This is a genomic window from Govania unica (genome assembly GCF_027920805.1).
In the GTDB taxonomy this organism is placed as follows: Bacteria; Pseudomonadota; Alphaproteobacteria; order Sphingomonadales; family Govanellaceae; genus Govanella; species Govanella unica.
This window is the reverse complement of sequence record NZ_JANWOI010000001.1, coordinates 692,347-708,973: the sequence shown is the minus strand read 5'-3', so window position 1 is coordinate 708,973 and position 16,627 is coordinate 692,347. Positions and strand designations below refer to the sequence as shown.

18 protein-coding genes, 1 tRNA gene and 1 other RNA gene are annotated in these 16,627 nt (G+C 61.6%); 14 read left to right on the top strand and 6 right to left on the bottom strand.

Features of this window, described 5'->3' with window-relative positions:
* Window positions 1-31: 31 nt before the first annotated feature.
* Entirely contained in the window at window positions 32-322 is a 291-nt protein-coding gene (locus NYP16_RS03200; protein ID WP_274942668.1) for a hypothetical protein, read from the bottom strand.
* 214 nt (window positions 323-536) lie between these two features.
* Here NYP16_RS03200 and NYP16_RS03195 point away from each other — a divergent pair.
* The 3 genes from NYP16_RS03195 (at window position 537) to NYP16_RS03185 (ending at window position 2,051) form a co-directional block, all read left to right on the top strand.
* Window positions 537-626, top strand: a tRNA-Ser gene (locus NYP16_RS03195).
* Between the two features lie 249 nt (window positions 627-875).
* Entirely contained in the window at window positions 876-1,226 is a 351-nt protein-coding gene (locus NYP16_RS03190) for a DUF1428 domain-containing protein (RefSeq protein ID WP_274942667.1), read from the top strand.
* A 126-nt stretch (window positions 1,227-1,352) separates the two neighbouring features.
* The gene (locus tag NYP16_RS03185; protein ID WP_274942666.1) at window positions 1,353-2,051 is read left to right on the top strand and encodes a hypothetical protein; all 699 of its coding nucleotides are present in this window, start codon (window positions 1,353-1,355) and stop codon (window positions 2,049-2,051) included.
* A gap of 306 nt (window positions 2,052-2,357) precedes the next feature.
* Here NYP16_RS03185 and NYP16_RS03180 read toward each other — a convergent pair whose 3' ends face one another.
* Window positions 2,358-2,987, bottom strand: coding sequence for a glutathione S-transferase family protein (locus NYP16_RS03180; RefSeq protein WP_274942665.1), 630 nt, complete (start codon window positions 2,985-2,987; stop codon window positions 2,358-2,360).
* An 89-nt stretch (window positions 2,988-3,076) separates the two neighbouring features.
* Between NYP16_RS03180 and NYP16_RS03175 the strand changes: the two genes are divergently transcribed.
* Genes NYP16_RS03175 through NYP16_RS03165 form a run of 3 tightly spaced genes read left to right on the top strand, consistent with a single transcriptional unit; the run spans window position 3,077 to window position 5,713 of the window.
* Window positions 3,077-4,495, top strand: coding sequence for a leucyl aminopeptidase family protein (locus NYP16_RS03175; RefSeq protein WP_279347103.1), 1,419 nt, complete (start codon window positions 3,077-3,079; stop codon window positions 4,493-4,495).
* Between the two features lie 4 nt (window positions 4,496-4,499).
* Entirely contained in the window at window positions 4,500-4,874 is a 375-nt protein-coding gene (locus NYP16_RS03170; RefSeq protein ID WP_274942663.1) for a MarR family winged helix-turn-helix transcriptional regulator, read from the top strand.
* Window positions 4,871-5,713 carry a C40 family peptidase gene (locus NYP16_RS03165; protein ID WP_274942662.1) on the top strand — a complete coding sequence of 281 codons (843 nt, stop codon included), beginning with the start codon at window positions 4,871-4,873 and terminating at the stop codon, window positions 5,711-5,713. Before NYP16_RS03170 ends, NYP16_RS03165 begins: the two co-directional genes overlap by 4 nt.
* 322 nt (window positions 5,714-6,035) lie before the next feature.
* On the opposite strand, the gene NYP16_RS03160 is transcribed toward NYP16_RS03165, so the two are convergent.
* Complete coding sequence (locus NYP16_RS03160; RefSeq protein WP_274942661.1) at window positions 6,036-6,677, bottom strand: c-type cytochrome; 642 nt, start codon at window positions 6,675-6,677, stop codon at window positions 6,036-6,038.
* 250 nt (window positions 6,678-6,927) lie between these two features.
* Between NYP16_RS03160 and NYP16_RS03155 the strand changes: the two genes are divergently transcribed.
* A complete protein-coding gene (locus tag NYP16_RS03155; RefSeq protein ID WP_274942660.1) occupies window positions 6,928-7,782 on the top strand; it encodes a prephenate dehydratase in 855 nt (284 codons plus the stop codon).
* A 111-nt stretch (window positions 7,783-7,893) separates the two neighbouring features.
* Here the strand turns inward: NYP16_RS03155 and nudC are convergent, their stop codons facing one another.
* Window positions 7,894-8,775, bottom strand: coding sequence for an NAD(+) diphosphatase (gene nudC, locus NYP16_RS03150; RefSeq protein WP_274942659.1), 882 nt, complete (start codon window positions 8,773-8,775; stop codon window positions 7,894-7,896).
* A 94-nt stretch (window positions 8,776-8,869) separates the two neighbouring features.
* On the opposite strand from nudC, the gene ffs reads away from it, so the two are divergent.
* From ffs to recR, 4 genes are all read left to right on the top strand, one after another.
* Window positions 8,870-8,959: signal recognition particle sRNA small type (ffs, locus tag NYP16_RS03145), an RNA gene on the top strand.
* Between the two features lie 60 nt (window positions 8,960-9,019).
* Window positions 9,020-10,777: a DNA polymerase III subunit gamma/tau gene (locus NYP16_RS03140; protein WP_274942658.1), complete on the top strand. Its 1,758-nt coding sequence runs from the start codon at window positions 9,020-9,022 to the stop codon at window positions 10,775-10,777.
* A gap of 15 nt (window positions 10,778-10,792) precedes the next feature.
* Window positions 10,793-11,116 (top strand): YbaB/EbfC family nucleoid-associated protein, encoded by a 324-nt coding sequence (locus NYP16_RS03135; protein WP_274942657.1) that lies wholly within the window; start codon window positions 10,793-10,795, stop codon window positions 11,114-11,116.
* A gap of 32 nt (window positions 11,117-11,148) precedes the next feature.
* Window positions 11,149-11,754, top strand: coding sequence for a recombination mediator RecR (recR, locus tag NYP16_RS03130; protein WP_274942656.1), 606 nt, complete (start codon window positions 11,149-11,151; stop codon window positions 11,752-11,754).
* Window positions 11,755-11,951: 197 nt separating this feature from the next.
* Here the strand turns inward: recR and NYP16_RS03125 are convergent, their stop codons facing one another.
* Window positions 11,952-13,073 carry a DNA recombination protein RmuC gene (locus NYP16_RS03125; RefSeq protein ID WP_274942655.1) on the bottom strand — a complete coding sequence of 374 codons (1,122 nt, stop codon included), beginning with the start codon at window positions 13,071-13,073 and terminating at the stop codon, window positions 11,952-11,954.
* Window positions 13,074-13,147: 74 nt separating this feature from the next.
* On the opposite strand from NYP16_RS03125, the gene def reads away from it, so the two are divergent.
* From def to truA, 3 genes are read left to right on the top strand one after another with little or no spacing between them, the layout of a single operon-like run.
* Window positions 13,148-13,654: a peptide deformylase gene (def, locus tag NYP16_RS03120; protein ID WP_274942654.1), complete on the top strand. Its 507-nt coding sequence runs from the start codon at window positions 13,148-13,150 to the stop codon at window positions 13,652-13,654.
* Between the two features lie 5 nt (window positions 13,655-13,659).
* Window positions 13,660-14,574: a methionyl-tRNA formyltransferase gene (fmt, locus tag NYP16_RS03115; RefSeq protein WP_346742460.1), complete on the top strand. Its 915-nt coding sequence runs from the start codon at window positions 13,660-13,662 to the stop codon at window positions 14,572-14,574.
* A gap of 15 nt (window positions 14,575-14,589) precedes the next feature.
* A complete protein-coding gene (gene truA, locus NYP16_RS03110) occupies window positions 14,590-15,384 on the top strand; it encodes a tRNA pseudouridine(38-40) synthase TruA (protein ID WP_274942652.1) in 795 nt (264 codons plus the stop codon).
* A 72-nt stretch (window positions 15,385-15,456) separates the two neighbouring features.
* Here truA and dapE read toward each other — a convergent pair whose 3' ends face one another.
* The gene (gene dapE / locus NYP16_RS03105; RefSeq protein ID WP_274942651.1) at window positions 15,457-16,596 is read right to left on the bottom strand and encodes a succinyl-diaminopimelate desuccinylase; all 1,140 of its coding nucleotides are present in this window, start codon (window positions 16,594-16,596) and stop codon (window positions 15,457-15,459) included.
* Between the last annotated feature and the right edge of the window lie 31 nt (window positions 16,597-16,627).

Sequence of the window (16,627 nt, the reverse complement as noted above, 5' to 3'; positions counted from 1 at the left end):
AAGGGGGCTTCGGCCCCCTTTTCTTATGCGCCTAGCGCCGCTTGCGCAGGGCCAGCAAAAAGAAAAACACCGACAGCCCACCCAAAAGCGCCCATGCCGGCGCCCCAAGGACCGGCAAAAGCCCCTTATCCCAGAGCGGCGGCCAGATCCGAAGCCGGATCAGATCCTCGGCCCGCACATAGCTGCTCATGCCCAGATTCTGCCAGATCTGAGCGAAGGTCAGCGGCGCATAGCTCCCCGTTTCCAGATATACGAGGATCTCAGCCCCAAGCACCGACACCGCGAGACAGAGCCCCGTCCACGCTAATATGCGACAAATCACCTGTCTCTACTCCCATGACGCATCCTCTTCCCCCCGGAAGTCCGCGCCTGAGTGTAATCGAGAACCGTTGCTACGCCAAAAGCTTCGCGCGTTTGACGACCAGTTCTGACAGGCCGCAAAAATATCGCTCGCGGACAGCGCGCTCGTCCTTGCGTCTTTCGTTCCGTTCGGTATAGTGCGCGGGACTTTTGTCATCGGTCGTCTGGACCGTCGCGGAGGGGTGGCCGAGTGGTTTAAGGCGCACGCCTGGAAAGCGTGTGGGGGCGCAAGCCCCTCGTGAGTTCGAATCTCATCCCCTCCGCCATCATATTTAACCAAAATCAATCACTTAAGCACATAATCCGGATCGCGCCACTTCGGCACGATCCCTGAGTCGTGTTTGACAGGTTTTGCTACGAGCGGTTCGGGCTTTCCAGGCAACGCCATCATCGCGCCGGTGGCAAAATGGACCCGAGCCCCAAACAGGATTACGCTTTCATGCCCGGATGGATGTCGAGGCCGTCATAAAAGCCAAGCTCCGGTCTACTCCCCTGCCAGCATAAGGAGACAAGCCATGAGCTATATTGAAGGTTACGTTGTCGCCGTCCCTGCCGCCAGCAAGGACAGCTACAAATCCCATGCCAACGCGGCGGCAAAGCTTTTAAAGGAATTCGGGGCCACCCGCGTGGTCGAATGCTGGGGTGATGATGTGCCCGACGGCAAGATCACGGATTTCCGCATGTCGGTCAAAGCCAAGGAAGACGAAACCGTCGTCTTCAGCTGGATCGAATTTCCCTCAAAGGAAATCCGCAACACAGCCCATTCCAGCATGATGTCCGACCCCCGCATGAAGGCGTTCTCGGACATGCCCTTTGACGGCAAGCGCATGATCTATGGCGGCTTCGTGCCGCTCCTTGACGTTTAGGCCATATATCCGCTGTGACGAGACCATGACATCCGGAATATATCCGCTGAAAATCTGGCGTCGGAGACCCAGTCTGGGTATAGTCCGCAACATCGAAAGTTATGGTCCGTCACCAGAGGGTATCACTTGAAACTCGGTTCTTCCCGTTCACGCGAACAACATAAGCGGCGGCGGCGCATCACCGCGCTTCTGCTTAAAATCGCCCTCCTGGGCGGCGCGGCCTTTGCCATTGGCGGGTATGCCTGGCAGACCGCAAGCGAAGTCATGCGCAAGGATGTGGAAAGCCTGACCGCCCGCGCAAGCGAGCTGCAGGACGAGGTCACCGGCCTCAAGACCGAACTCGCCGAACATAAGGCGACCCAGACCCAGCTGGCGAAGCAACTTCCGAACAAGGATGAACAGAAAATCCTTGAAGCGGCGCGACTCAAGATCGGCGAAGGCGTGACCCCGAGCCGCATCACCGAAGTGGTCTCCGCCGCGACCGTCCTCCGTAATTGCGACAATGCTCCGACATCCAGGCGCCTGCGCGTGCGCACGGCCATGTCCGGCAGTGACAGCACAACCGCGTCCTTTGCCGACAACACCATTACGGTCAGTGCCGAAGGCGCGCCCTCGCTCAATGCCACGGGCCAGACCGAAGCCTGGTTCGACAACACAAAGCCGATCAGCATCACCTTCATGCATCTGAACGGCGCTGCAGGCCGCGCACAGGGCAGCCTGCCGCTCAGCCATGCCATTGCAGTCGCCGGTTACGAATACCGCTTCCAGGTCCAGGAAGGCCCGCGCAGCTTCATTGTCGTGACCATGGATCGGTGCAAGGCGTAAAGCGTCGGCACTGTCAGTTTCGGGTTTTCCGCCCTTCCTGTCATTCCCACCCTTAAGTGTCATTCCCGCGAAAGCGGGAATCCAGATGGGGACATATGGGAAATGGGACAAGCAAGACTGGATCCCCGCTTTCGCGGGGATGACAAGAGTAGCGGGGGTGACAAGAGTAGCGGGGGTGACAAGAGTGGCGGGGGTGACAAGAGTAGCGGGGGTGACAAGAGTGGCGGGGATGACAAGAGTGGCGGGGATGACAAGAGTGGCGGGGATGACAGAAACAGGCGCGGGGATGGCCGTTTTTTAGTCGCTTCAGGCAGTTTCCGCTTTGGCTCCGACGGTCCATTCGATCATCGCTGGAAGATCGAGAATGACATCGGCATAGGCCCGGCACACCGGGTCGAGCGGGATGTTGTAGGATATGAACCGCGTCACCACCGGGGCATACATGGCGTCCGCCACGGTGAAATGACCGAACAGGAACGGCCCGCCCCTTGCCTCGGCACGGGCTGAGCGCCAGATCTCCTGCACCCGGGCCACATCGCGCGCCGCCCCTGCGGACAGCTCCGGCGTCGGATGGCGGTTGAGAATATCCATGCTCAGTTCATTGCGCAGGTCGGGAAACCCCGCATGCATTTCCGCCGAGATGGCCCGCGCCCGTGCCCGTGCCATCTGGTCGCGTGGCCAGAGCGCCTTTTCCGGCAGGCATTCCGCGATATACTCGGCAATCGCGAGGCTGTCCCAGACCTCGAAGCCTTCAGTCAGCAACAGGGGGACTTTGCCGGACGGCGAATAGGTCAGGATCTGCTCCCGGCTGTCGGGCTGGCGCAGCCGCACATTGCGTTCAATAAAGGGAACGCCGGCCACTTTCAGCAGCAACCAGGGCCGCAGCGACCAAGATGAGAATGACTTATCGCCAATGACGAGTTCGTAAGCGGACATTTCCCTCTCCACAAGTAACTCCCTTGGATGTATCACATTCAAGGGACCTTCGCCTATGAGGCCGATGCCAGATATCGCAAATTAAGGACATGTCCGTGCCAACCCCCTTGCCAGTTTTTGTCACCCCCGTTCCGCAATCGACCTCGGTCGCCATCCTTCTGCTGACCGAAAGCGCGACCCCCGACTGGCTTGCCGCCGCGAGCCCCTTTGTCCGCGGCTGGGCGGAGACGCGAGGCTTCAGCGGCAAGAAAGATGATATTCTGATCCTGCCCGATGAAAGCGGCAAGATCGACTGCGTGCTGCTTGGGACCGGCGGTGGACTGAGTGCCGAGGGCGATCCGGCGGCCTTTGCCCGGCTCGCGGCTGAGCTGCCTGCGGGAACCTATGACATCGCGAGCCCGCTTGAGGATGGCCAGGGGTATCTCGCCGCGCTCGGCTGGTGTCTGCAGCAATATGCCTTCACCCGCTATAAGGACGGCAAGGCCAGCGAGCCCCGCGTGCTGGTGCTGCCTGCGGGCGTCGATGCAGCCGACCTCGCGCGGGTGGTGGCGGGTACGGCACTGGTGCGCGATCTGGTCAATACCCCGACCGCCGACATGGGCCCGACGGAGCTCGCCGCCGCCGCCCGCGTCCTCGCCGAATCCGAGGGCGCCAGTTTCCGCGAAATCGTCGGCGATGGACTGTTGCAGGACAATTTCCCGACCATCCATGCCGTCGGCCGCGCAAGCCCGAACGCGCCGCGCCTGATCGACATCACCTGGGGCGACGAGAAAGCCCCGAAGGTCACCGTCGTTGGCAAGGGCGTCTGTTTCGATACCGGCGGGCTTGATCTCAAACCGTCGTCCGGCATGCGGCTGATGAAAAAGGACATGGGCGGGGCGGCCCATGCGCTGGCGCTTGGTCAGATGATCATGGACGCCCGGCTGCCGGTGCGGCTGCGCATCCTGATCCCGGCTGTCGAGAACAGCGTGTCGGGCGAGTCCTATCGCCCCGGCGACGTGATCCGCACCAGGAAGGGCCTGACGGTCGAGGTTGACAATACCGATGCCGAAGGCCGGCTTGTGCTGTCGGATGCGCTCGCGCTTGCGGACGATGAAACCCCCGACCTGCTGATTGATTTCGCCACCCTTACCGGTGCGGCGCGGGTGGCGCTTGGGCCAGATGTGCAGCCCTTTTTCACCGACAGCGCCGATCTTGCAACGGCGCTTGAGACCGCCTCCCGCAGCGAAGCGGACCCGGTGTGGCGGCTGCCGCTCTGGCAACCTTATTTCGAGGATCTGAAAAGCCCGATCGCTGATTTCGCCAATTCGGGCGCAAGCGGCCTGGCTGGGGCCATTACCGCCGCCCTGTTCCTGCAACGCTTCGTGACCGAGACGCCGAACTGGATTCACCTTGATGTCTTCGCCTGGAACCGCGGCAACCGGCCGGGCCGCCCGCAAGGTGGCGAGGCCCTGGCCCTGCGCGCGGTCTACCGCATGATCGTCCGCCGCTACACCAAGGAGACCTGAGCCGATGACCGATCGCGAGTCCCAGATCGAAGGTTTGAATGCGCTTGATCTCTGGCGGCATGTGCTGGTCAGCATGGTGCAAAGCAACCGGCCCGACCTCACCACCCGGCAGCTGGCCATTCTATTGACGCTTTATGCCATTCACGGCGAACATACCGTGCGGGGGATCGCCGCCCTTCTCGGGCTGGCAAAACCAGTGGTGACGCGGGCGCTCGACCGGCTCGGCAAGCTTGGTTTCATCCGCCGGGAACGTGACAGCAAGGACGGTCGCAGCATCTATATCCGCCGCACCGTCAAGGGCGCCGTGTTCCTGAGCGAATTCGCCGCGAGCATCGCCAGCGCCGGACAGAAACTTGCCCCCGAGGAGATGAGCCCGTGAGCGATCCCCGCCTCACCCCGGCCCGGCCCGACCTCGCCGCCCGTCATCTGGAAGGCAAGGTCACGGCCGCACGCTATGCCGACGGCCAGCTGTGGCAGGTAAGCACCCCGCGCGCGCCGCTCAAAAGCCGCCCGGAGGATGGGGCCTCCTATGCCTCAGAACTGCTGTTCGGGGAGAGCTTCACGGTTTATGACGACGAGAGCAGCTGGGCCTGGGGGCAGGCCGCGGCGGACCAGTATGTGGGTTATGTGCCGTCAGCGGCCCTCGGTCACCTGCCCGCCGCGACCCATTGGGTCGCCGCCCTCTCAAGCCATGTCTATCCCGGCCCCGATCTGAAGCTGCCGCCGCTGATGCCGCTCTATCTCGGCAGCCGGGTTGCACTTCAGTCCACTGTGCCGGACAAGGGTTTTTTGCCGCTGGCCAGCGGCGGCTGGGTTTTCGCTGCGCATGTTCGCCCGCTTGGCGACTGGGCAATGGATTTCGTTCTGGAGGCGGAACGATTTCTCGGCGCGCCCTATCACTGGGGCGGGCGCAGTGTGGCCGGGATTGATTGTTCAGGGCTTGTGCAGATGGCGCTCAGCGCCACCGGCCGGGATTGCGCCCGTGACACTGACCAGCAGGCCGCGAGCATCGGACGTCCAGTGTCCCTATCGGAGCCCCGGACACGCGGCGATATCGTGTTTTTCCCGGGCCATGTGGGCATCATGCTGGACGCCACACAGCTGCTGCACGCGAATGCCACCCATATGGCGGTGACGATCAACCCGCTTGATGAGGTCATCGCCATCGTCGCGAAGACTGCTGGTGAGCCGGTGAGTGGGATTCGACGGGTGGATTGAGGCGGGTGACTGCCTCCCTACATTGTCATTGCCGGGCTTGACCCGGCAATCCATGCCTCAACCGACTAGACTGGTGGCAAGATGGATTACCGGGTCAAGCCCGGTAATGACAGAAGGTTTTGGCAGGAGGTTCCTGGCGGGGGACATAGGCACGGAATTAAACCGCACAAAAATATTGAACCACACAAAAATGTCATTGCCGGGCTTGATCCGGCAATGACAGGGGAGTTAATGACAGGGCGCGGAAGGTGAGTTATCCCCTCCCCTGACAAACAAAAAAGGCGGGGAAATCCCCGCCTTTTTCATAATTTCATGCGTCCGCTTAGTGAGCGGCTGGGGCCTCGACCTTAGCCGGTTCGGCTTCAGCAGCGGCCGGTGCTTCCGCAGCAGCCGGAGCGGCTTCGGCGGCCGGAGCGGCTTCAGGCTTTGGCAGCGGCAACGGGGTGTCCGTGTGCTGGTTGAGATACAGCAGGATGGCTGCGCGTTCTTCGGGCTTTTTCAGACCGGCGAAGGACATCTTGTTGCCCGGGATATAAGCCTTCGGGTTTTCAAGATAATGCGACAGGGTTTCGAAATCCCACGTGCCGCCATGCTTTGCGAAAGCGTCCGAATAGCCATAACCAGCATGGCCGGCGATCTTATGCCCGATGGTGCCATAGAGCGACGGACCCACTTTATGGGGTTCGCCCTTATTGATGTTGTGGCATGTGGCGCATTTCTTGAAGACCTTTTCGCCGTCGGCAGGATTGGCCTGCGACAACAGAACGGCCAAGGAAGGACCAGCAGCTTTGGCTTCGCCAGCTGCTTCGCCCGCGCCTTCTTCTTCAACGCCTTCTACGACGTATGCGTTTTTCTCAAGCGGCTTTTCTGCAAAAACCGAATGACCGAGCGTGTTGATGCCGAGTACGAGAAGTACCCCAGCCAGCACGCCGCCCGTAATTTTATTCCATTCAAAAGAGTCCAAAACTCTTCCCCCGCTAGCTCTATGCGTTGACCCGCCTGCGGAAGAGGACCGCCGACATGCGAAAATGAATTCAAAACCCCGCCTTAAAAAACGACGTAATCCACAGTCGCGTGCCTTAACGGCCCCCGCCAAAATAACCGCGCCTTTGTACTAGGCTTTGTTTGAAAGGACAAGCCGAGATTGACAGAGTAGGGAACGACCCTAATACTGCGCGCCATTCGCGCAAAGTTCAGCCAGATAAGGCCCCTTGATGACCACCTCAGATCCCGCAACCCGCATCGCCTTCCAGGGCGCACTTGGCGCCAATTCCGACATGGCCTGCCGTCAGGTTTTTCCCGCCATGACGCCGCTGCCCTGCGCCACTTTTGCGGATGCCCTGCAGGCGGTCGAAGACGGTCAGGCGCTCTATGGCATGATCCCGATCGAAAACTCCATCGCCGGGCGCGTGGCCGATCTCCATCAGCTTTTGCCACATTCAAAGCTGCACATCATCGGCGAGCATTTCATGCGCATCAATCACCAGTTGCTGGCTCCGAAGGGCGCGACACTTGCAACTCTGCGCGAAGTGCACAGCCATGTGCAGGCGCTGGACCAATGCCGGGAGACGATGCGGCGGCTAGGCCTCACCGCTATCGTCCATGCGGATACTGCGGGCGCGGCCAAAGAAATCGCCGCCCTCAACGATCCAACCGTTGGTGCCCTCGCCTCCTCGCTTGCCGGGGAAATCTATGGCCTCGATCTTATCCAGGCCAATATGGAGGACGCGACACATAACACCACGCGCTTCATCATCATGTCCCGCGCCGACGCCATCCCGGACCCGCGCAACGGCCCGACCATGATGAGCTTCATGTTCGAAGTGCGGAACGTGCCGGCGGCGCTGTATAAGGCCATGGGCGGATTCGCGACCAACGGCATCAATATCACCAAGCTTGAAAGTTATCAGCTGGGTGGCGCCTTCACCGCGACACAGTTTTTCGCCGAGATTGAGGGCCATCCTTCGGAACGCCGGGTTGAGCTCGCCATGGAGGAACTGGCGTTCTTCACCCGGCGGATCAGGGTTTATGGCGCTTATCCGGCGCATAATTACAGGTTTCAGCAGTAGGCGCTGCGGGAAGAAAGATGGATTGCCGGGTCAAGCCCGGCAATGACAAATAATTTGAAGTGTCATTGCCGGGCTTGACCCGGCAATCCATGGTTCCAGGCACAACGGCTGTCACTCCGCAAGCCAGGCCTTTAACAGATGGTGCGCCACCGCTACCGGTTGGGGGATCGTGAATCCGGCCGATGGGTCATCCGCGAAGGCTGCCTGCACGTCGGCACGGCTGTACCATCCGGCGGATTCGAGTTCCTGCGGGTCGATGGTGATTTTGTCATCCAGTCCCTCGGCCAGGCAGCCGATCATCAGGTTCGACGGGAACGGCCAGGGCTGGCTCATGACATAGCGGACCTCGCCCACCGGCACGGCGGTTTCCTCGTGGACCTCGCGGCGGACAGTTTCCTCGATGGTTTCCCCGGGCTCCATGAAGCCCGCAAGGGCCGAGACCATGCCGGGGGGAAAGCGGGACTGGCGGCCCATGAGGCAGTGATCGCCACGGGTCACCAGCATGATCACCACCGGATCGACACGGGGAAAATGCTCAGCCTGGCAGCTGTCCGAGCGGCAGACGCGTTGAAGGCCGCCCTTCCGGATTTCGGTGCGCGATCCGCACATGGCGCAAAAGCCGTGGCGGGCGTGCCAGTCGAGGAGCGACCGACCCTGCGCCACGATGGCGCTTTCGTCCACCGGCAGGATGGCCGCCGCCGTGCGGGCGTCGGTATAGAGTTCGGGCATGTCCTGATCGCCCACATCGACAGCATAACAGGCCGAATCACCTATGAGCCCGAGGAAGACTTTGGGTAGATCTGCGGCAAATCCGCTGAGCGGCTGCCAGTCCAGCCGGTCATCGCTGAGCCTTGGGGAGAGGTTGGAGAAAGCGAGCGCCCGGCTCCGGCCGTCCTGCTCCAAAGCCTTGAGCCATGCGGCATCGGCCCGCCGCGTCTCGGCCCGGTCTAGGGAATTACCTGTGAACGCCATGGTCGATTGGGCTGCTGCCACCGGGGTGCTCCGTGCTCTTTTGATAAAAGAACTGCAAAGATACATATCCCGGGCTTGAACCACCGCACAAAATGTTCGATATACTGGCCCGGGAGATTGGTGACGGGCAAGTTGCTCGCCAACCCGGTCAGGTCCGGAAGGAAGCAGCCGTAACGAGATTCGCTTGGGTCGTCCGCCAGTCTCCCACCCAAGACTTAGTCCCCGGTATTCCGCCGCCGATTTTATCGCTGGAGCGCGCGACAGTATGACCGATGAAGCCGGTTTCATGGCCGCCCCCGAATCAGAGGGTCCCTACCGGGTTCTCGCTCGCAAATACCGGCCAAAAACCTTTTCCGAGCTGATCGGCCAGGACGCCATGGTCAAGACCCTGGCGAACGCCATCGCCAGCGGCCGCCTGGCCCATGCCTTCATCCTGACCGGCGTGCGCGGGGTGGGCAAAACCTCCACCGCCCGGCTGATCGCCCGCGCCCTCAACTGCATCGGCCCCGACGGACAGGGTGGCCCGACCGTCGATCCTTGCGGCGTCTGCCCGCAATGCGTCGCCATTGCCGAATCGCGGCATGTGGACGTGCTTGAAATGGATGCCGCGAGCCGCACTGGCGTCGACGACATCCGCGAGATCATCGAAGGCGTGCGCTACAGCCCAGTCTCGGCACGGTTCAAGATCTATATCATCGACGAAGTGCATATGCTGACCCGGAACGCCTTCAATGCGTTGCTCAAGACGCTTGAGGAACCGCCGGAGCATGTGAAATTCCTGTTCGCCACCACGGAAATCCGCAAGGTTCCGGTGACCGTGCTGTCGCGCTGCCAGCGTTTTGACCTGCGCCGGGTCGAGGCCCAGACGCTCACCAACCATTTCCGCGCCATCTGCGGGAAGGAAGGGGCCAATGTCGACGACAAGGCGCTCGCCCTGATCTCCCGCGCCGCCGAAGGCTCCGTGCGTGACGGTCTGTCGCTGCTGGATCAGGCCATCGCCCATGGCGCCGGTCAGGTCAGCGAAGACATGGTGCGCGACATGCTCGGCCTCGCCGACCGGGCGCAGATCCTTGATCTTTATCGCGCCATTATGGCCGGGGCCGTGGATAGTGCGCTTGGCAACCTCCGGACCCAGTATAATCTTGGGGTCGATCCCGTGGTCATTCTGCAGGATCTGCTGGAACTGACCCATTGGATCACCCGGCTTAAGGTCGTGCCTGACGCCGGGGAGGATTCCATCACCTCCGAAAGCGAACGCCTCATCGGCGGCGAGCTGGCCCGTGATCTCTCCATCCCTATCCTGACCCGGGCCTGGCAGATGCTGATCAAGGGGCTGGAGGAAACGCGGATTTCGCCAAGCCCCATCGCCGCCGCCGAAATGGTGGTGATCCGGCTCTGTTATGTGGCCGATCTACCCAATCCGGGCGATCTGGTGAAAAAACTTACCCAGGGCGGCTTCAGCGGAGGCGCGGCGGGGAATGGCGGCGGAGGCGGCGGTTATGTGCCATCCGGCGGCGGTGCGGCACGGGCCCAGAATCTGGCCATCAATGTGCAGGCTGCGCCGGATAGCGTGCCCATGGCGTCCGCGGGACCGCGCAGTTTCGCCGAGGTGGTGGCACTTCTGGAAAACAACAAGGAAGGTACACTGGCCCACCATCTGACGGTCAATGTGCATCTGGTGAAGTTTACCCCGGGGCTCCTTGATATCCGTTTGCGCCCCGAATGCGCGTCTGATGTGCCGAACAAACTCTCGGCCAAGCTGCGGGAGCTCACCGGGCGGCCCTGGATCATCACCATTTCGCAGGAAAGCGGCGACCAGAGCCTCAAGGAAAAAGACGTTGCCCATAAAGCCAAGTTGCGTTCGGAAGCGGAAGCCAACCCGCTGGTGCGTGAGATTCTGACGGCCTTTCCCGGGGCCGACATTACCGATATCCGCGTCCGCACGGACAATGACGAGCATGATCTCGACAGTCTCATCCTGCCCGACGGCAGCGATGACGACATGTTCGGGCTTGATGACTAACCAAGGACAAAATTGATGAAGAACATCGGCCAGATGATGAAGCAGGCGCAGCAAATGCAAGAGCGTATGCAGGCCATGCAGGAAGAACTCGCTCATTTCGAGATCACTGGCAGCGCCGGTGGCGGGCTTGTGACCGTCACCCTCAACGGCAAGGGCGTGCTGTCGGCGCTGAAAATCGATCCGTCGCTTGTGACCCCGGACGAAGTTGAAGTGGTCGAGGACCTGATCAAGGCCGCCCATGCCGACGCCCGCACCAAGGTTGACGCTTACACCAGCGAACAGATGTCCAAACTGACCGGTGGCCTGCAACTGCCGCCCGGGTTCAAGATGCCGTTCTGAGGTTTTCAAGGACCAGGGGACCCTGACGCAGTATGACGGATCATCAGCAACAGAATGATATCGAGGCGCTGGCCAAGCTTTTGGCCAAGCTGCCGGGTCTTGGGCCGCGTTCGGCCCGGCGCGCGGTGCTGCACCTTCTGAAGAAAAAAGAAAGCCTGATGCTGCCGCTTGCGACGGCCCTGTCGGAAACCGCGGAACGGGTCGGCCCCTGCGCAATCTGCGGCAATCTCGATAGCCTGAGCCCCTGCCGCATCTGCAGCGATGCGCGCCGCGACAAAACCATCATCTGCGTGGTCGAGGATGTGAGCGACCTTTGGGCGCTGGAGCGCGCCGGGGCTTTTCGCGGGCAATATCATGTGCTTGGCGGAACATTATCGGCGCTTGAGGGCATCGGCCCTGACAATCTCAATATCCGCGGCCTGATCGACCGCGTCGACGGCGGCGGCATCCGCGAAGTCATCCTCGCCACCAACGCCACGGTAGACGGCCAGACCACCGCCCATTACCTGATGGACAAGCTTGGTCGCTTCGACCTCACGGTGTCCCAACTGGCCCACGGCGTGCCGGTGGGTGGGGAGCTGGATTACCTGGATGAAGGCACACTGCTTGCGGCGCTGAAAAGCCGGCGGCCGTTCTGAGGCCTGTGAGGGGCGTCCCCATGGATACGCGGGTCAAGCCCTCGTATGACAGGATGTGTGGCAGGGGGGCGCTTCATCTGCCCACTTGTCATTGCCGGGCTTGACCCGGCAATCTATCTCGGCGCCATCGGTACTGGGGGAAGCATGGATTACCGGGTCAAGCCCGGTAATGACATGTCAGAGAGTGAACTGACTGATCAGCTCAATTCCAGCGCCGCTCGTGCCGGAGCAACCACCGCTGTGACTTCCGGTTCTTCGAGTTGCAATTCCTCGATCCGTTCGCCGCGGGCTGTGATTTTGTTGGCGGAGGTGGTGATTTCCGTGATGTCTTTTTGTGCCTGACCGAAATGGGTCGTGAGATTTTCCACCCGCTTGGCGAGCCGGCCTACGTCGGTCAGAAGCGTGCGCACCTCGCGCTGAATGACATGGGCTTGTTCGCGCATGCGGGCGTCTTTCAGGACCGCGCGCACGGTGTTCAGGGTGGCCATCAGGGTTGTGGGTGAGACGATCCACACCCGCGCGGCATAGGATTTTTCAAGCACCGCCGGGAAATTCGCGTGAAGCTCGGCGTAGATCGCCTCGCTTGGCAGGAACATCAAGGCGGATTCCGCCGTTTCGCCTTCAAGAATGTAGCGGTCCGAGATGGCGGCCACATGTTTCAGGATATCGGTTGTGAACTGCCGCTCGGCCACAGTACGCGAAGCGGGGTCGGTCGCGGCGCGCAGCAGGTGATAGCTTTCGAGCGGGAATTTGGCGTCGACCACGATCGAACCCGGCGGGTTCGGCAGATGAATGATGCAATCGGCGCGCTTGCCGTTCGATAGCACGACCTGAAAAGCATAGGCCGAGGGCGGCAGGGCGTTCTGCACGATGGCGTTCAGCTGGATTTCCCCGAACGCGCCGCGCGCCTGTTTGTTCGCGAGAATATCCTGAAGCCCGACCACCTGACCGGACAGCTCGGCGATGCGTTTTTGTGCCTCGTCGATGACGGTCAGCCGGGTTTGCAGCTCGCCGATGGTCTTGGCCGTGGTAGTGGCTGATTTTTCAAGGCTTTCGCCCATGCGCAGGGTGACGCTGTCGAGCCGGGTTTCGAGCGTCTTTGTGAGCGCGGCCGAGCTTTGGTTCTGGCTTTCGGCCAGCTGGGCGAGGCGGCCCATCAGTTCCCTGTTGGTGACATCAAGGGACTGTGCCATGTGGGTGACCTGTTCCAGCCGCAGGCGGTCTTCGAGCCGACTACGGTCCGCGCGCAGCCACAGGAAGATCCCGAACAGCAGAATCACTGCGAAACCACCGAGCATCACACCCAAGGTCACATCCATACTCAACCCGCCTTATCTTGACTGCCATGACACCACGCATTACCTACACTAGCAGGACAGTTTTAGGAATGACCATGGCCATACTACCGATTTTGACCGCCCCCGATCCGCGCCTCAAGACCATCTCCACCCCGGTGGACAAGGTCGACGACAACCTGCGCGCGCTGATGGATGACATGGTGGAAACCATGTATGACGCACCCGGCATCGGGCTTGCGGCCATTCAGGTCGGGGTGGCGAAACGCATTCTGGTGATCGACCTTGCCCCCGAAGGCGAGGCGAAGGACCCGCAATATTTCGTCAATCCCGAGATCATCTGGACCTCCGAGGACTATGCGTCCTGGAACGAAGGCTGCCTGTCGGTGCCGGAACAATATGCCGATGTGGAACGCCCGGCCGAATGCAAGCTGCGCTTTCTGGATTATCACGGACAGGCGCGGGAAATCCATGCCACCGGGCTTTTGGCCACCTGCCTGCAGCATGAGATGGATCATCTCGACGGCATTCTGTTCATCGACCATCTGTCGCGGCTGAAACGCGACATGATGCTGCGCAAAATCAAACGCATGGTCCGGGCATGACCCGTTTGCGGCTTGCCTTCATGGGCACGCCGGAGTTCAGTGTGTCCACGCTCCGGGCCTTGATTGATGCTGGCCATGACGTCGTCGCCGTCTATTCGCAGCCGCCACGCCCGGCCGGACGCGGGCAGAAAGAACGCCCGTCACCGGTCGCCGCCGCAGCCGAGGCCGCCGGGATTCCGGTTTTCACCCCGACCAGCCTGAAATCAGATGAGGAAACCGCGCGCTTTCAGGCGCTCGGGCTTGATGCGGCGGTTGTGGTCGCCTATGGGCTGTTGCTGCCGCAAGCCATTCTGGATGCGCCGCGCATGGGCTGCGTCAATGTGCATGCGTCGCTGTTGCCGCGCTGGCGCGGGGCGGCCCCGATCCAGCGCGCCATCATGGCCGGGGATGCCGAGACCGGCATCACCATCATGGGCATGGAAGCCGGGCTTGATACCGGGCCGATGATCCTGATTGAAAAGACACCCATTGCTGCCGACGACACCGCCGCGAGCCTCCATGACCGGCTCGCTGTGATGGGGGCTCAGACCATCAATCCGGCGCTGCAAGGACTGGCCGACGGCAGCTTGACGCCGGTGCCGCAGCCTGCGGACGGCGTCACCTATGCCAAAAAGATCGACAAGGCCGAAGCCCGACTCGACTGGAGCCGTCCGGCGATAGAACTTGACCGCCAGATCCGTGGGCTTGCGCCCTTCCCCGGCGCCTGGTTCGAACATGAGGGCGCCCGCGTCAAAGTGCTCGGCTCGCGGCTTGCTGAGGGCGACGGCGCGCCCGGAACGCTCATCGCCGCGCCCTTTACGGTGGCTTGTGGCAAGGGCGCTGTGGCGCTCACCACATTGCAACGCGAGGGCAAAAGCGCCATGAGCGCCGAGGAATTTCAGCGCGGACGTGCGATTCCTCTTGGCCTGCGGCTCGGCTGACGGCAAAGTCCGCCCATGCCAAGATATAAGCTCGATATTGAATTTGACGGCAGCCGCTTCGTTGGCTGGCAGGCGCAACTGAATGGCGCGAGTGTGCAATCCACACTCGAAACCGCCATCTTCAAGTTTTGCGGAGAAAAAGTGCGGCTGCAGGCCGCCGGGCGCACCGATGCCGGGGTTCATGCCCTTGGGATGGTGGCCCATGTGGATCTCCTAAAAGCCCAGAAAGTCGAACGCATCGAGGGGGCGCTCAATTTCTATCTGATTGATCAAGGCGTTGTGGTGCTGTCGGCGACCGAGATGGTCGGCGATTTTCATGCCCGCTTCACCTGCATCCGGCGGCATTACACCTATCGCATCATCTCCCGCCGCACGCCGCTTGCGCTCGATCACGGCAAGGCCTGGCATGTGCGGCGCGAGCTGGATGTGGCGGCCATGCATGAGGCGGCGCAGCGGCTTGTGGGGCATTATGACTTCACCACCTTCCGCGACCTCCAATGTCAGGCGACGTCGCCTTGGAAGACGTTGGAATATCTTGATGTGGAGCAGCGTGGGGCGGAGATTTTCATCCATACCGGGTCGCGGTCGTTCCTGCACCGCCAGGTTCGCTCCATGGTCGGGACGCTGTCGCTGGTGGGCGAAGGCAAATGGACTGCCGATGATGTGAGCCGGGCGCTGGAGGCCAAGGACCGCCGGGCCTGCGGGCCGACGGCTCCGGCACATGGGCTTTATTTTGTGGCGGCGGATTACGCGGAAGGTGGAGAGATGGATTGCCGGGTCAAGCCCGGCAATGACAAATCTGTGGAATAATGATGGCCTCATTAATCATGTCATACGCGGGCTTGACCCGCGTATCCATCTGTCCGCCCGTTCCCGTCAGACCTATTTAACGAAAAACCGTTCGAGCACCAGGCGATAGACTTTGGTCAGTGCCTGGATGTCGGCGACGCTCGCGCGTTCGTCGACTTTGTGCATGGTTGCGCCGACCAGACCGAAGTCGAGTACCGGGCAGGCGTCCTTGATGAAGCGGGCGTCCGAGGTGCCGCCGGTGGTCGAGAGTTCCGGCATGACGCCGGTCACATCATGAACGGCATGGATCACGAGATCGCTCAGATGGCCGGGCGCGGTCAGGAAGGATTCGCCTGAAATATGCGGGCGGAGTTCATAGGCACCGCCTGACATTTCGCAGACCTCGCGCAGCCAGTCGATCAGGCTTGCGCCGGTGTGGCGGTCGTTGAAACGGATATTGAGCCGTGCCGTCACTGCGGCCGGGATGATGTTGGCGGCGGTGTTGCCGACGTCGATGGACACCACTTCGAGATTGGACGGATCGAAATGATCGGTGCCGTCATCGAGCTTACGCTCGTTCAAAGCCGTCAGAATCTTCAGCATGCGCGGGATCGGGTTGTCGGACAGATGCGGATAGGCCACATGGCCCTGCGCGCCGATCACGGTGATTTCGGCGTTGAGGCTGCCGCGCCGTCCGATCTTAATCATCTCCCCGAACAGGCGCGGGTTGGTGGGCTCGCCGACGACACAGGCATCGAGCACTTCGCCGCGCGCCTTCAGCCAGTCGAGCATCTTGCGGGTGCCGTTGATGGCCACCCCTTCCTCGTCGCCGGTGATGAGGAGACTGATGGAGCCCTGAAGCTCCCGATCCTTCAGATAGTCGGCGGCGGCGGCCACGAAGGCGGCGATGGCCCCCTTCATGTCATTGGCCCCACGACCATAAAGCGTGCCATTCTCGATGGTTCCGGCAAAGGGGTCCACCGTCCAATGGGCGGCGTCGCCCACCGGCACCACATCCGTATGACCGGCAAAGCAGAAATGCGGGGCGGTGCTGCCGATGCGGGCATAGAGATTGTCGACCCGCTCCGTCCCGTCGCCGTCGAACGGCAGCCGGTGACAGGTGAAGCCAAGCCCCTCAAGTTCACGCTGCAACAGATCGAGCGCACCGGCTTCGGCCGGGGTCACGCTTGGGCAGCGGATCAGAGATTGAGCGAGGGCTACGGGGTCGAGCATGCGGGCCTCCTTATCTAGTGACAGCTCTGGC

What these genes read in the sequence shown, in the direction of transcription:
- NYP16_RS03125 (WP_274942655.1), bottom strand. Translation starts at nt 13,073, where the DNA reads ATGGATGTGACCTTGGGTGTGATGCTCGGTGGTTTCGCAGTGATTCTG.
- recR (WP_274942656.1), top strand. Translation starts at nt 11,149, where the DNA reads ATGACGGATCATCAGCAACAGAATGATATCGAGGCGCTGGCCAAGCTT.
- NYP16_RS03175 (WP_279347103.1), top strand. Translation starts at nt 3,077, where the DNA reads ATGTCCGTGCCAACCCCCTTGCCAGTTTTTGTCACCCCCGTTCCGCAA.
- NYP16_RS03170 (WP_274942663.1), top strand. Translation starts at nt 4,500, where the DNA reads ATGACCGATCGCGAGTCCCAGATCGAAGGTTTGAATGCGCTTGATCTC.
- NYP16_RS03180 (WP_274942665.1), bottom strand. Translation starts at nt 2,987, where the DNA reads ATGTCCGCTTACGAACTCGTCATTGGCGATAAGTCATTCTCATCTTGG.
- NYP16_RS03140 (WP_274942658.1), top strand. Translation starts at nt 9,020, where the DNA reads ATGACCGATGAAGCCGGTTTCATGGCCGCCCCCGAATCAGAGGGTCCC.
- NYP16_RS03155 (WP_274942660.1), top strand. Translation starts at nt 6,928, where the DNA reads ATGACCACCTCAGATCCCGCAACCCGCATCGCCTTCCAGGGCGCACTT.
- dapE (WP_274942651.1), bottom strand. Translation starts at nt 16,596, where the DNA reads ATGCTCGACCCCGTAGCCCTCGCTCAATCTCTGATCCGCTGCCCAAGC.
- def (WP_274942654.1), top strand. Translation starts at nt 13,148, where the DNA reads ATGGCCATACTACCGATTTTGACCGCCCCCGATCCGCGCCTCAAGACC.
- NYP16_RS03190 (WP_274942667.1), top strand. Translation starts at nt 876, where the DNA reads ATGAGCTATATTGAAGGTTACGTTGTCGCCGTCCCTGCCGCCAGCAAG.
- NYP16_RS03135 (WP_274942657.1), top strand. Translation starts at nt 10,793, where the DNA reads ATGAAGAACATCGGCCAGATGATGAAGCAGGCGCAGCAAATGCAAGAG.
- truA (WP_274942652.1), top strand. Translation starts at nt 14,590, where the DNA reads ATGCCAAGATATAAGCTCGATATTGAATTTGACGGCAGCCGCTTCGTT.